The organism is Pseudomonas sp. RtIB026 (genome assembly GCF_016861355.2).
GTDB lineage: Bacteria > Pseudomonadota > Gammaproteobacteria > Pseudomonadales > Pseudomonadaceae > Aquipseudomonas > Aquipseudomonas peradeniyensis.
In genome coordinates this window covers 4091538-4105066 of sequence record NZ_AP023348.2, presented here as the reverse complement: position 1 = coordinate 4105066, position 13529 = coordinate 4091538, and the positions used below count along the sequence as shown (strand labels likewise).

At 64.6% G+C, this 13529-nt stretch carries 13 protein-coding genes; 7 read left to right on the top strand and 6 right to left on the bottom strand.

Going from position 1 to position 13529, the window contains the following annotated elements; translation table 11 throughout:
- The first annotated feature begins 25 nt into the window (after positions 1-25).
- Positions 26-925 (top strand): helix-turn-helix domain-containing protein, encoded by a 900-nt coding sequence (locus tag PRtIB026_RS18230; RefSeq protein ID WP_050705595.1) that lies wholly within the window; start codon positions 26-28, stop codon positions 923-925.
- A gap of 193 nt (positions 926-1118) precedes the next feature.
- Here PRtIB026_RS18230 and PRtIB026_RS18225 read toward each other — a convergent pair whose 3' ends face one another.
- Positions 1119-2504: an aldehyde dehydrogenase family protein gene (locus tag PRtIB026_RS18225; RefSeq protein ID WP_203652405.1), complete on the bottom strand. Its 1386-nt coding sequence runs from the start codon at positions 2502-2504 to the stop codon at positions 1119-1121.
- Between the two features lie 105 nt (positions 2505-2609).
- Here PRtIB026_RS18225 and ptrR point away from each other — a divergent pair, with 105 nt between their 5' ends.
- The 3 genes from ptrR (at position 2610) to PRtIB026_RS18210 (ending at position 5293) form a co-directional block, all read left to right on the top strand.
- A complete protein-coding gene (gene ptrR / locus PRtIB026_RS18220; RefSeq protein WP_186733201.1) occupies positions 2610-3485 on the top strand; it encodes a putrescine utilization regulator PtrR in 876 nt (291 codons plus the stop codon).
- Positions 3486-3572: 87 nt separating this feature from the next.
- Positions 3573-4016 (top strand): carboxypeptidase regulatory-like domain-containing protein, encoded by a 444-nt coding sequence (locus PRtIB026_RS18215; protein ID WP_203652406.1) that lies wholly within the window; start codon positions 3573-3575, stop codon positions 4014-4016.
- A 755-nt stretch (positions 4017-4771) separates the two neighbouring features.
- Positions 4772-5293, top strand: a complete 522-nt coding sequence (locus PRtIB026_RS18210; RefSeq protein WP_203652407.1) for an acyloxyacyl hydrolase — start codon at positions 4772-4774, stop codon at positions 5291-5293.
- A 54-nt stretch (positions 5294-5347) separates the two neighbouring features.
- Here PRtIB026_RS18210 and PRtIB026_RS18205 read toward each other — a convergent pair whose 3' ends face one another.
- Positions 5348-6238: a universal stress protein gene (locus PRtIB026_RS18205; protein ID WP_203652408.1), complete on the bottom strand. Its 891-nt coding sequence runs from the start codon at positions 6236-6238 to the stop codon at positions 5348-5350.
- 83 nt (positions 6239-6321) lie between these two features.
- A complete protein-coding gene (locus PRtIB026_RS18200; protein WP_203652409.1) occupies positions 6322-8322 on the bottom strand; it encodes a peptidase U32 family protein in 2001 nt (666 codons plus the stop codon).
- Between the two features lie 181 nt (positions 8323-8503).
- On the opposite strand from PRtIB026_RS18200, the gene PRtIB026_RS18195 reads away from it, so the two are divergent.
- Positions 8504-9340, top strand: coding sequence for an RHS repeat-associated core domain-containing protein (locus PRtIB026_RS18195; protein ID WP_203652410.1), 837 nt, complete (start codon positions 8504-8506; stop codon positions 9338-9340).
- Positions 9341-9425: 85 nt separating this feature from the next.
- Here PRtIB026_RS18195 and PRtIB026_RS18190 read toward each other — a convergent pair whose 3' ends face one another.
- Entirely contained in the window at positions 9426-9806 is a 381-nt protein-coding gene (locus PRtIB026_RS18190; RefSeq protein WP_203652411.1) for a RidA family protein, read from the bottom strand.
- A gap of 169 nt (positions 9807-9975) precedes the next feature.
- Between PRtIB026_RS18190 and PRtIB026_RS18185 the strand changes: the two genes are divergently transcribed.
- Positions 9976-10671, top strand: coding sequence for a tRNA (adenine(22)-N(1))-methyltransferase (locus PRtIB026_RS18185; RefSeq protein ID WP_324256551.1), 696 nt, complete (start codon positions 9976-9978; stop codon positions 10669-10671).
- Positions 10672-10677: 6 nt separating this feature from the next.
- On the opposite strand, the gene PRtIB026_RS18180 is transcribed toward PRtIB026_RS18185, so the two are convergent.
- Positions 10678-11982, bottom strand: coding sequence for an MFS transporter (locus tag PRtIB026_RS18180; RefSeq protein ID WP_203652413.1), 1305 nt, complete (start codon positions 11980-11982; stop codon positions 10678-10680).
- A 99-nt stretch (positions 11983-12081) separates the two neighbouring features.
- Entirely contained in the window at positions 12082-12327 is a 246-nt protein-coding gene (locus tag PRtIB026_RS18175) for a DUF2790 domain-containing protein (RefSeq protein WP_110738166.1), read from the bottom strand.
- Between the two features lie 115 nt (positions 12328-12442).
- On the opposite strand from PRtIB026_RS18175, the gene PRtIB026_RS18170 reads away from it, so the two are divergent.
- The gene (locus PRtIB026_RS18170; RefSeq protein ID WP_203652414.1) at positions 12443-13375 is read left to right on the top strand and encodes a LysR family transcriptional regulator; all 933 of its coding nucleotides are present in this window, start codon (positions 12443-12445) and stop codon (positions 13373-13375) included.
- The last annotated feature ends 154 nt before the right edge of the window (positions 13376-13529 follow it).

The following is a 13529-nucleotide window of genomic DNA, read 5'->3' as shown; positions in this document are numbered from 1 at the left end:
CAAAAGAGTGCAACTAGGACAGCGCGTGACAACGCCAACCGCCTTGCAGGTCCAGGACATCCGCACCACCGACGTGACCGAACAGACCCGCGCCACCCCGGGCTGGCAGCAGCAGTACCGGCAGATGTCCCCCGGGCATTTCAACGGCCAGCTGCGCTGGCTGGGGCTCGACGGCGTCGAGGTGTACGAGGAGCGCCTGAACACCCGGGTCGAGCAGTTCTTCCGCGCCCCCAGCGGTGCCCTGGCGTTCTGCTTCGACCGTAGCGAGAACAGCCTCTACCTGCTCAACGAAGACAGCCGCAACATCTGGATCACCCCGGAGAACTACCAGGAAGTGGCGGTGGTGTTCGAGCAGCCGTTCCTGGCCAGCCATGGCCTTGACCTGGAGCGTCTGCGCGGCCTGTTCATGGTGCCGCTGACCTGCCAGCAGAATGCCCTGTTCGGCAACTGGCTGAGCGCCACCCTGACCCGGCTGGGCCAGGCCGATTGCCCGCTGGAGGGCAGGGCGTTGGCCGAGCAGTTGCTGGAGGACTGCCTGTTTATCCTCGACAACGCTGGGCAGCGTCTGCAGGGCGAGGCGCTCGGACGGCGCGACGAGGAGCGGGCGATCATGCGCCGGGTCAGCGAATGGGCCGCCGACTGCCCCGACGAGACCCTCAACCTGGTGGAGCTGGCCAAGGTCGCCGGGGTTTCCGTGCGTCAGTTGCAGCAAGCCTTCAAGGGCTTCACCAACCTGCCGCCGGCACACTGGTTGCGCCTGCGGCGGCTGAACGGCGCGCGGCGCGACTTGCTGGCAGGCGACGCGACCGTGGCCGAGGTGGCTATGCGCTGGTCGTTCTGGCATCTGGGGCGGTTTTCCGAAAGCTACCGCCAGCTGTTCCGCGAACTGCCGAGCGAGACGCTCAGGCGTGGTCGGGGAAACTGATTACGAAAGGTCTGCTTGGGCGGTTTCCGGCAGTTGCCGAACTTCCTGTGTAGGAGCGGCCTTGTGCCGCGAACGGGCCGCAGAGCGGCCCCGGCGATCTGTCTTGTGGCGCAGGCCCTGGGGGCGCTACGCGCCCCGTTCGCGGCACAAGGCCGCTCCTACACAGGGGGCGCGCAGGGTTTGAGGCAGAGGATCAGTTGCGATCCAGCCACACCGTCTGGGCGTTGGTGAACTCGCGCACGCCGAAGTGCGACAGCTCACGGCCGAACCCGCTCTTCTTCACACCGCCGAACGCCACGCGAGGGTCAGAGGCGCAGTAACCGTTGATGAACACGCCACCGGTGTCCAAAGCCGCGGTCATGCGCTCGGCCAAGGCATAGTCGGCGGTGTAGATCGTTGCGGCCAGGCCGAATTCACTGTCGTTGGCCAGCTCCACCGCGTGGTCTGCATCGCGGGCGCTGATGATCGCCGCCACCGGGCCGAACAGCTCTTGCTTGAAGGCGGTCATGTCCGGGGTGACGTTGGCGAACACGGTAGGCGCGTAGAAGTTGCCCACGCCTTCGATCTTGCTGCCGCCCAGCAGCAGGGTGGCGCCCTCGGCCAGGGTTGCCTGGACCTGGCCGTCGAGTTCGTCGCGCAGGTCGTAGCGGGCCATCGGGCCGATGTAGGTGGCGTCGTCCAGTGGGTTGCCGATGGTCAGCGCGCGGGTGGCCGCGACGAACTTCTCGGTGAACGCTTCGACGATGCTTTGCTCGACGATCAGGCGCTTGGCGGCGGCGCAGACCTGCCCGGTGTTCTGGTAACGGCCGATCACGGCGGCCTTGACCGCGGCATCGAGGTCGGCGTCGGCCAGCACGATGAACGGGTCGGAACCGCCCAGTTCGAGCACGCACTTCTTCAGTGCGGCGCCGGCCTGCGCGCCAATGGCCATGCCGGCGCGCACGCTGCCGGTAAGAGTGATGGCGGCGATGCGCGGATCGTTGATGGCGCGGGTGACGCCTTCGGGGGTGACGTTGAGCACCTCGAACACGCCTTCAGGCAGGCCGGCGCGCTTGAACAGATCGGCCAGCAGGTAGGCGCTGCCCATCACGTTGGGCGCGTGCTTGAGCACGTAGGTGTTGCCCGCCAGCAGCGCCGGTACCGCGCCGCGCAGCACCTGCCAGACCGGGAAGTTCCACGGCATCACGGCGAGGATCGGGCCCAGCGGGCGGTATTCGATGCGGGCCTTTTCGACCTGGGTCGGCTCCGGCGCCAGCATGGCCGGGCCGTGTTCGGCGTACCACTGGCACAGGCCGACACACTTGTTGACTTCGCCGCGGGCCTGGCTGATCGGTTTGCCGATCTCGCGGGCGATCATCTGGGCGAAGGCCTCGGCGTTGGCCTGCAGGGCTTGCCCAAGCGCGACCAGATACTCGCTGCGCTGACCCAGCGATACTTTGCGCCACTGGTTGTAGCCCGCCTTGGCGCGTTGCAGCGCCGCGTCCAGTGCGGCGTCGGTGTCGAAGGCGTAGTGGCCGATCCGTTCGCCGCTGTAGGGGTCGACGGAAATGGCGTGGGTCAGGCTGCTGATCTCGCTCATGGCAGGACTCTCATTGTTTTGATCGGGTCAGCCCAGACTAGGGGTAGCGTGCTTTAATGAAAACTGAATAATAATGAGCGAAACATTCACGTTTGGAGAATGACCGTGGACCTGGTGCAACTCGAGATGTTCAAGGCCGTGGCCGAGCACGGCAGCATCAGCGCCGCCGCCCAGCAGATCCATCGGGTGCCGTCGAACCTGACCACCCGCATCAAGCAGCTGGAGGAGGACCTGGGCGTCGAGCTGTTCATCCGCGAGAAAAGCCGCTTGCGCCTGTCGCCGGCGGGCTGGAACTTCCTCGAGTACACCCGGCGCATCCTCGACCTGGTGCATGAGGCGCGGCTGACCGTGGCGGGCGAGGATCCTCAGGGCACCTTCGCCCTGGGTTCGCTGGAAAGCACGGCGGCGGTGCGCATCCCGGCCTTGCTGGCGGCGTACAACCAGCGCTACCCCAAGGTTGACCTGGACCTGTCCACCGGCCCGTCGGGGACCATGCTCGAAGGCGTGCTGTCCGGGCGCCTGGTGGCGGCCTTCGTCGATGGCCCGGTGCTGCACCCGACGCTCGAGGGCATGCCGGTGTTCGAAGAAGAGATGATGGTCATCGCGCCGCTCAACCACCCACCGGTCACCCGTGCCCGTGATGTGAACGGTTCGAGCATCTACGCGTTTCGTGCCAACTGCTCGTATCGCCACCATTTCGAGAGCTGGTTCGTCCATGACCAGGCGGTGCCGGGCAAGATCCACGAGATGGAGTCGTACCACGGCATGCTGGCCTGCGTCAGTGCCGGCGCGGGCCTGGCGATGATGCCGCGCAGCATGCTCGACAACATGCCGGGGTGCAGCACGGTCAGTGCCTGGCCGATGGCCGAGGACTTCCGCTACCTGAAGACCTGGCTGGTGTGGCGGCGGGGCACGGTGTCGCGCAGCCTGAGCATGTTCATCAAGCTGCTGGAAGAGCGTCGAGAGCTGCCTACGCCCTGACGGACTAACGGTGCGCCGGGATGCGAACCCCAGCCTCGGAAAATCCTCCAAATTGTGTAGACCATCCCCAAGCGGGAGGAATGCACCATGTGTACCCATCATTACGGCCTGTGCGCGGCGCTGTTGCTGGCCTTGGCCATGCCCTGGACATTGGCGGCGGCCGCCGACCTGAACGCGCCCATCGATTCGCAAGGCGTGCAGCTGCAGCCCCAGGAACAGAACGGCATCCGTTACCTGCAGGGCGGCATCGGCCAGGACGAGGCCAATGCCCTGCGCCGCACGCCCGGCTATGACTTGCACATCACCCTCTCGACCGGCCCGGACGGCAAGTTCCAGAGCGGTGCCGCGCTGGATATCCAGTCGGCCCAGGGGCAATCGGTGCTGGCGCTGCAGGACGTCGGGCCGCTGATCTTCGTGCAGTTGCCTGCGGGGCACTATCGGGTGATCGGCAATGCCGATGGCCGTACCGTGCAACAGCAGGTGACGGTGGATGGCAAGGCGCCGGCGCGGGTTGATCTGAACTGGCGCTGAGGGCCAGCCCTTTCAAGGTCTTTTGGGCGCCAGGCGATAGACCGAGTGAGGGCTACCACGTGTCCGCCGTCAGGCTGGCAGCGCCTGTGAGATCGAGCGCCGCCCGCGCGGCACAAGGCCGCTCACACAGGCATAGCGCGTGGCTTGAGGGCCGCGCGGTCGCTTTGGGAGCGGCTTCAGCCGCGAACACCGGCGCAGCCGGTGCCAGGCACCGCGTCGCCTGCTTCGCGGGTAAACCCGCTCCCACAGGGATCGCGCCAGATTCTAAAAATTGAGCAAGACAGTTGCTCCCACATTTGTTTCGGGCCCATTTCTCCTGTGCCATTACCTGGTCCGCTCTGTTGGTACGACGCGGTTTCAGCGTGGTCGCTACCGCCGCTCCACATGGCTCAAGACATGCGCCAAAGCGGGCAGCGGTACCCTTACAGGACTCACTGGCCCGAAACAGATGTAGGAGCGGCCTTGTGCCGCGATGCGCCGCGCGGGCGGCGCTCGATCTCATAGGCGCAGGAGCCTTCGCGGCGAACACCAAGACGAATGAACCCTTGAATGGAACGCAGTGTCCTTAGCCAATAGTGGCAAATCACTTTTCACTTTCAGAGCATTCGGACAATAATCGAGGAAGTATTACCACTTGTAACCCGGTTGGATGTGCCGGGGCGCTGGTGCACAACGAGGGGCGCAGCCCCCACTTGCCCGCAGGCACGCGCCAGGTCGCGCGCCTGCCCGTGAAGACCATCAGGAGAAGTCATTTGATGAAGACCCGTCTCGCCACTACGTTGGCTGCCGCTGTGCTGGCATTCGCCGGCGCCAACCTGGCCCAGGCCGCCCAGGTGTCCGGTGCCGTCGGCGCCACTGGCCAGGGCGACATGACCTACCGTATCGGGATGTCGTTCGACTGGGACAAGAAATGGCTGGAAAGCAGCACCGGCCACCTGACCGGTTACTGGGACGCGGCCTACACCTACTGGGAAGGCGGCGAGGCCAGCGGCGCTCACTCGCTGTCGTTCAGCCCGGTGTTCGTCTATGAGTTCAGTGGTTTCACTTACACCCCGTTCATCGAGGCCGGTATCGGCCTGGCGGCATTCTCCAAGACCGACGTGGGCGACCAGCGCCTGGGCTCGTCGGTGAACTTCGAGGACCGGATCGGTTTTGGCCTGAAACTGCCGGCGGAGCAGAAGGTCGGCATCCGTGCGATGCACTATTCCAACGCTGGGCTGAAGCAGCCTAACGATGGGATCGAGTCGTACTCGCTGTTCTATAGCAAAGGGTTCTGAACCGAACAAACCCGCTCCCGCAGCGTGGGAGCGGGCTTGCCCCGCGATGCTGCCTCAACGCACCGCCTTGATCGCCAGCACATTGCACAGCGGGTGCTCCAGCACATGCGCCGTGGTGCCGCCGAGAAACGCCTGCAAGGCATCGTGCCGGTGGTTGCCCATGACGATCACATCCACCCGGTGGGCGGCGATGTACTGGGTGATCGCCTTGACCGCCGGGCCTTCGAGGAAGTGACGACGCTCCAGGTCAATCTGGTAGTGGTCGCCCAAGCGGTTGAATGCCGTGCGCTGGGCCGTGCGCACGCTGGTGTCGAACCCGGGCATGGTCACGGTGCCGGCGCCGAAGTCGGCGATATGGGTCCTGGTCGCATCACACACGTGCAACAGGTGCAGCTCGGCATTGCACTGCAGGGCCAGGGCGTGGGCGCTGCGGATCACCTGGTCGTCCAGATGCTCGCCGCTGCCATGGCTGTTGAGGTCGACCGCTGCGGCGATCTGTCGGGGCAGGGGCAGGCGGATGTCGCTGACCAGGTGCACCGCCACCGGGCTGTCCTTGAGCAGTTGCCAGTCCAGCGGCGTGACCAGCAGGCGCTTGAGGATGGGTTCGTGCTGCACGTCCTTGACCAGCAGGTCGCAGCCCAGGCGCTCGATCTGCTCCAGCACGCTGCTCGATGGATCGCGGGTCAGCAGCAGTTCGGTGGAGACATCCAGGCCGGCCGTGCGCAGCTGTTCGGCCTCGTCGGCCAACCACTGGCGGTTGTCCTCGAGCAGGCGTTCGCGCTCGCGGCTGTCGCTCATCAGGCCGAAAGTGTCGACATCGTCGACGAAGACATTGAGGTCCAGCAGGGCCCCGCTGGATTCGGCCAGCGCCGCGGCGCGCTGCAGGGCAGGCGTGTGGCGCATCTGCGGGCCGAGCATGACCAACAATCGCTTGAACTGGCTCATCTCACACCTCCACGTGTGGCAGCCCCCTGTTCAGTCTAGACCCGCCGCCGGTGAAATCCTGTGGAGCGACGGCGGGTCGTCTTTCAGTGCGGCGCGCGCGGGATGGTCTTGAGCAGGTCTTCCGGGCTGATGTGCCCGACTACCTGGGCCACCGCGCTGCCCGGGGTCGGCAGGTCGATGATGTGGCTCTTCATCTTGCCGATCACGTGCATCTCGCAAGGCTTGCAGTCGAACTTCAGGGTCAGCACTTCATCGCCCTGGATCAGCTGCATCGGCGCCACCTTGGTGCGCACGCCGGTTACGCCCTTGGCCTGCTTGGGGCACAGGTTGAAGGAGAAGCGCAGGCAGTGCTTGGTGATCATCACCGGCACTTCGCCGTGCTCCTCATGGGCCTCGTAGGCGGCGTCGATCAGCTGCACGCCGTGGCGGTGGTAGAAGTCGCGGGCCTTCTGGTTGTAGACGTTGGCCAGGAACGACAGGTGCGACTCGGGGTACACCGGCGGTGGCGTGGTCTCGGCCTTGCGTCCGCCCCGTGGGTGCGCCTGGATCCGTGCTGCGGTCAGCGCCTCGATGGCTTCGCGGCGCAGGGCCTTGAGCTGCGAGTTGGGGATGAAGTAAGCCTGTGGTGCATCGAGCTCGATGGCCGTGGCGTGGTACATCGTGGTCCCCAGCTGACCAAGCAGGTCGTGCAGTTGGTCCAGGGCCTGCTGTGGCTTGTTGGCGGCACCGAACGGCCCGTCGAGGGCCACTTGCACACTGACACCCTCTTCACTGCTGAGGGTGAGCATCAGGCGCTGTTCGCGCAGTACCGCATGCCACTCGACACCGACCCGACGCTCGGCGGAGGTGCGCTGCAGCGCCTGCTGCCAGTTGTGGTCGAGGTTGCGCGACAGCGGGTGGTTGGGGCGCAGCTTGTACAGGCCCTCGGGCATCTCGTTGGGCTCGACGCGGTAGCGGTAGCGTTTCTGGCCGTCTTCCTCGGACTCGCTTTTCAGCTCGGCGATGTTGGCGCGGAAACCCACGACCTCGCGCTTGACCAGCACATTGAGGCCGTCGCCGTTGGTCAGCGGGACATCGGTGGCCACCAGCAGGTCGCGCTTGCCGACCTTCTCGACCACGCCTACCGGCAGGCCGGTGAAGGTGGGGGAATCGAAGGCGCCGATGTCGATCTTGCGATCGCTGACGAAGTAGTCAGTGCTGCCGCGGTGGAAGGTCTTGTCCGGGTCCGGCACGAAGAAGTGCTCGGTACGCCCGCTCGAGGCGCGGGCCAGCTCAGGACGGTCCTCGAGGATGGCGTCGAGCTCCTTGCGGTAGTGGGCGGTGATGTTCTTCACATAGCCCACGTCCTTGTAGCGGCCCTCGATCTTGAACGAGCGCACGCCGGCATCGACCAGGTCGCGCAGGTTGGCGGTCTGGTTGTTGTCCTTCATCGACAGCAGGTGCTTCTCGAAGGCCACCACGCGGCCCTGGTCGTCCTTGAGGGTGTAGGGCAGGCGGCAGGCCTGGGAGCAGTCGCCACGGTTGGCGCTGCGACCGGTCTGGGCGTGGGAGATGTTGCACTGGCCGGAGAAGGCCACGCACAGCGCACCATGGATGAAGAATTCGATGGCTGCGTCGGTCTCGGCGGCAATGCTGCGGATCTGTTGCAGGTTCAGCTCGCGGGCCAGCACCAGCTGGGAGAAGCCAGCCTGGTCGAGGAACCTGGCCCGCTCCAGGGTACGGATGTCGGTCTGGGTGCTGGCGTGCAGCTCGATCGGCGGGATATCCAGCTCCATCACCCCCAGGTCCTGCACGATCAGCGCATCGACACCGGCGTCGTACAGCTGGTGGATCAGCTTGCGGGCAGGCTCCAGCTCGTTGTCGTGGAGGATGGTGTTGATGGTGGTGAAGACGCGGGCATGATAGTGCCGGGCGAACTCCACCAGTTCGGCGATATCGCTGACTTCGTTGCAGGCGTTGTGGCGCGCGCCGAAGCTCGGGCCGCCGATGTAGATGGCGTCGGCGCCATGCAGGATCGCCTCGCGGGCGATGCTCACGTCACGGGCAGGGCTGAGCAGTTCCAGGTGGTGCTTTGGAAGGGACATGTCGTTATAGGTTCGGGCTGTCACGGTAAGGCGGGCATTGTAGCGGTGAATCGGGGCGGGGGCATCCATAACCGATGAACTTGCCCAAACGGTGGTAGTGGGCCTGGCATTTTTGTCAGTTATGCGTGCGGCGCGGTGATGATAGCGTCGGGCCCAATATCTTTCTGCGAAAGGTTGTGCGATGACCTTCAGCCGTTTGGCCATGATCGATCAGCAGCGATCGGTGCTGGGAGGCTCCAGCTTGCCCAGGGCTTACATGCCGTATGGGGCCGTTTCCGATAAGCGTGGTGCGCTGTTGGCTTATTGCGGCCAGCCCCACGACTCGCTGACCGGCCATTATCACTTGGGCAACGGGCATCGGACCTTCAATCCATTGTTGATGCGGTTCAACTCGCCTGATCGGTTGAGTCCGTTTGGTGTGGGTGGGATCAATGCTTATGCGTATTGTCATGGGGACCCTATCAATTTTCAGGATCCAGAAGGTAAGAATGAAGTCAGGAAACAGATAGCCTTAGCAACTGTAGGTTTCGGTATCCTGTCGGCAAATAAATTGTCGCATCATCTTGAGGAGAGGGTCAGGTTAAATAAGATTGCAGTACTTGAGAAAAAGTTGATTGAAAGTAATGTGATCTCGAAGTCGCACGTTCTCCCATGGCAAAAAACCGACCGTACCCTCGGTGCCATGTCCAGCGCTGTGGCCGCAGGTACAGGTTTTGTCGTTGGGGCATACTTCCATTTTGTGTCGGAGGACTGGTACTTGGCTAAGTACATTGACCCGCTTGCGATTGGGACAACTGGTGTGGCTGACTGGTTTTCCAAAATGCATGATCGAATGATTGAGGATCGTGCGGTTGATACAGGAACGGTTTTAGATGATTTGATAACGCTCTACTTGGGGGCTGGGGACGAACTGACAGAGGTGGTTTCAGAGCCTAGCAGTATGCAAACTGCGCGTACGGTAGCCACATGGCTCGTAAACCAGGCCAGTGCGGACCTACGCACTGATCGAGATTCCTGATCAAGTGGAAGTTTAAACAGCTAACCGACTTTTTGGCCCGTCAACTTCCACGGGGCCGCATCACGTGCGGCCCTTGAGCAAGCACTCAGCCTTTCGCCGCCATCGCCGTCACTTCCACGCGCATCCCTTCGAATGCCAGCGAAGCCACGCCCACCGCCGCGCGCACCGGCCATGGCTTCTTGAAGAACCGCTGGTACACCTCGTTGAAGGCGGCGCGGTCGGCCATGTCGGTCAGGTAGATGGTCAGGTGCAGCACCCGGTCCATCGAGCTGCCGGCGCGTTCCAGGGCGATCTTGAGCGCCTGCAGGGTGCATTCGCACTGGGTGGTGATATCGCCCAGTTCGAGGCTGCCGTCGGCCTGCACGGGGATCTGGGTGCTGACCAGGATGCCGTTGTACTCGGCAACGTCCGAGGAGATCGAGTCGGCGTCCGGGTCGGGGGTGTAGATGATGTCGGTGTTTGCCATGGGGTTTCGCCTTGCAACGGAAGGAAACCGCCAAGCCTACGCGAGCGGGTCAAGCAGGTCGAGGCGTGGCGGCTGGTCGCGGGCATTTGAAATGCGCGGCGCGGGCGGTCAGAATCGCGCCCCGACCCGGCCACAGGCGCCGGGCCCAGGTTGTCAGAAGAGGCTTGCGTTGAACGAACACACATTGTCCATGCGGCTGGAGCGCGTGGCCGCCCATGTGCCGGCCGGGGCGCGTCTGGCCGATATCGGCTCGGACCATGGCTACCTGCCAGTGGCGCTGGTGCGCCGCGGTGCGATTGTCGCGGCGGTGGCCGGCGAGGTGGCGCTCACGCCCTACGAGGCTGCACGGCGTACCGTGCGCGAAAATGGCCTGGATGATTGCATCACGGTGCGGCACGCCAGTGGCCTGGCGGCCATCGAGCCGGGTGATGGGATTACCGCGATCAGTATCTGTGGCATGGGCGGCGAGACCATCCGCGACATTCTCGAAGCCGGCAAGCAGTACCTGGGTGGTCATGAGCGCCTGGTCCTGCAACCCAACGGCGGCGAGCCCGCGTTGCGCCAGTGGCTGATGGGCAACGGCTACCGGATCGTCGACGAGGAAGTGCTGCGGGAAAACCGCTTCGACTACGAAATCATCGTCGCCGAACGTGCCGAGGCGGTCGCCTATACGGCTGAGCAGCTGTACTTCGGCCCGCTGCTGATGCAGGCGCGCAGCCCGGCTTTTCTGTTCAAGTGGCAGCGCATGCTGCGCCAGAAGCAGCAGAGCCTGGACAACTTCGCCCGGGCGCGCCAGCCGGTACCCGAGGACAAAGTGCGCGACATCACCCGCCAGGCCGGTTGGATCCGCGAGCTGCTGGCCTGAGCCCATTCATTTCGGGTTGACCACGCTGGCGGGCACCTTCAGCACCAGCACGCCACCGAGCACGATGGCCACGGCCAGCACCTGCAGGGCCAAGCCCGGGTTGGCGGTGCTGTCGCGCATCCAGCCGATCAGGTAGGGCGCGGCGAACGAGGCGATGCTGCCGAACGAGCTGATCATGGCGATGCCGGCGGCCTGGGTGCCACCGGCCAGGAATGCCGGCGGCAGTTGCCAGAACATCGGCAGCGCGGCGCTGGCGCCCATGCCGGCGATCACCAGCCCGGTCATCACCAGCAAGGCATTGCCCGGCGCCGACCCGGCCAGGGCGATGCCGGCGGCGGCCATCAGCAGCGGCACGCACAGGTGCCAGCGGCGTTCGCGCTGGCGGTCCGAGGAGCGCCCGCAACCGAGCATGAACAGGCATCCGGCCAGATAGGGGATGGCGCTGAGCAGGCCGACCTGGCCGTCGCTGCCGATACCGGCGCCATGGATCAGGCTGGGCATCCAGAAGGCCAGGGTGTTGACCGCCAGCATCACCGCGCAATACACCGCCACCAGCAGCCAGACCTGCGCGTTGCCGAGCAGACCGGCCAGCGAGCTGATGGGTTTGTGCCGCTCCTCACCGGCCATTTCCTCGCGCAACGCATGCTTTTGCCCGGCATCGAGCCAGGCCACCTGCTCGAAGCTGTCTGGCAGGCACTTGAGCACCACCAGCCCGAGCAGCACCACCGGCAGGCCCTCGATCAGGAACATCCATTGCCAGCCGCGCAGGCCGCCCTGGTCGTGGAAGGCCTGGAGGATGCCGCCGGACAACGGCCCGCCGACCACGCCGGCCAAAGGCACGGCAATGGCGAACAGCGCGGTGATCTGGGCACGACGCCGTGCCGGATACCAGCGGTTGAGCACCACGAGGATGCCGGGGAAGAAACCCGCTTCGGCCACCCCCAGCAGAAACCGCAGGACATAGAAGCCGGCGGCGTCCTGCAACCACATCATGCCGGTGGACAGCAGCCCCCAGACCACCATCAGGGTGGCGATCCAGCGCCGCGGCCCGACCCGTTCCAGGGCCAGGTTGCTGGGCACGCCGAACAGCGCGTAGGCGATGAAGAACAGGCCGGCGCCCAGGCCGTAGACCGTGTCGGAAAAGCCCAGGTCGGCGCTCATCTGCATCTTGGCGAAGCCGATGTTGATGCGGTCCAGATGGGCGAACAGGTAGCACACCAGCAGCAGCGGCATCAGCCGCCAGGTGATGCGGGCATGGGTGGCGTCGCAGGCGCGCACGGACGTGGCCGTGGAGGTTTCTATCGTATTCATGGTCCGGGACGTTCTTGTTGTTGTCCCGGCAGATCATGCGGCGGTGTCGCGGGCGGGCAAATGCACTTTCAGCAAGATGGCTGGTATTTTTCCCAGGGCTTACAGCTGCGAGCAGTTGCCCATCTGGCGGTAGTCGACTTCACGGGTCTGGCCCTGGTGGTCGACGTAGACCATGTGCGCGGTGCCCACCTGGCAGTCGGCGTCATTGCTGGCCGGGGTGATCGAGATGACCTTGGCGATGTCCAGCGGCATGCCGTATTCGTAGGTGCTGGCGGTGGTGTCGGCCAGTGCGCCGAACGAGGCGAGGGTGGCGCTCAGGGCGAGCAGGGCGATCGAACGTTTCATGACAGGCTCCTCATTTGTTGCGGATGGCTAATGATCCATTCATTTGTGTTTCACAATAAATGGGCTATCCCGTGATAGATTGCTGCCTTTCATGTATGAATGAGGCTGCCTGCCCATGGACATGCTGCATGCGATGCGAACCTTCGCCCGGGTAGTGGAGTGCGGCAGCTTCGCCGCGGCGGCCCAGGCCCTGGATATCTCTGCGGCGCAGGTGTCGCGGATCGTCGCGGAGCTGGAGAACCAGTTGCAGACCCGCCTGCTGCACCGCACCACCCGGCGCCTGCGCATGAGCGAGGCGGGGGAGCGGTTTCTCGAGCGCACCCGGCAGATCATGCTGCTCACCGAGGAGGCGGTGGACGAGGCCCGTGGCGCCCACCTCACGCCTCGCGGCCACCTGCGTTTCCATTGCACCCATGGCCTGGGGTTGCTGATGATGCCGCTGGTGGCACGCTACAACGCCACCTGCCCGGAAGTGGTGATGGAACTGACCCTGTCGCAGCGCAACCCCGACCCGCTGGCCGAGGGGCACGATGTGGTGATCACCATCGGCCAGGGCCTGCCGGACTCGCAACTGATCGCCATCCCGCTGGGCAGCATCCACAGCATCCTATGTGCCTCCCCGGAGTACCTGGCCCGCCACGGCGTACCTGAGCGGCCTGAGGATTTGCATGAGCACATCTGCCTGCGCACGGTCGACCCGCTGTTCGAGGAGGACTGGTCGTTCGAGGGCCAGCCCGACAGCTGTGTGATCGTGCCCCAGGACACCTTCCTCACCAACGTCGCCGACGCCATGCTCAAGGCCACCGAACTGGGCATGGGCGTGGGGCTGCTGCCGTACTACTCGGCGAGCCAGGCCATGCAGGAGGGGCGCCTGTGCCGGCTGCTGGCGCCGCACCGGCTGCGCCAGCGCGAGATCTATGCGATCTATCCGTCGCGGCATTACCTGGATGCCAAGGTGCGTACCTGGCTGGACTTTCTCAAGGAGCAGTTGCCGTTGCTGTTTGCCGAGCACCAGCGGGTGGTGGATGAGCCTCGCTACTGGCGTTGACGCATATCGCGGGGCAAGTCCTTTCAAGGTTTTTGCAATTTTTGCATATGACCGCTCCAACTCAGGATTGCTGGGGTCGCTTTGCGACCCTTTCGCGGCACAAGGCCGCTCCTACAGGATCATGCGGTCGCCTGTAGGAGCGGCCTTGTGCCGC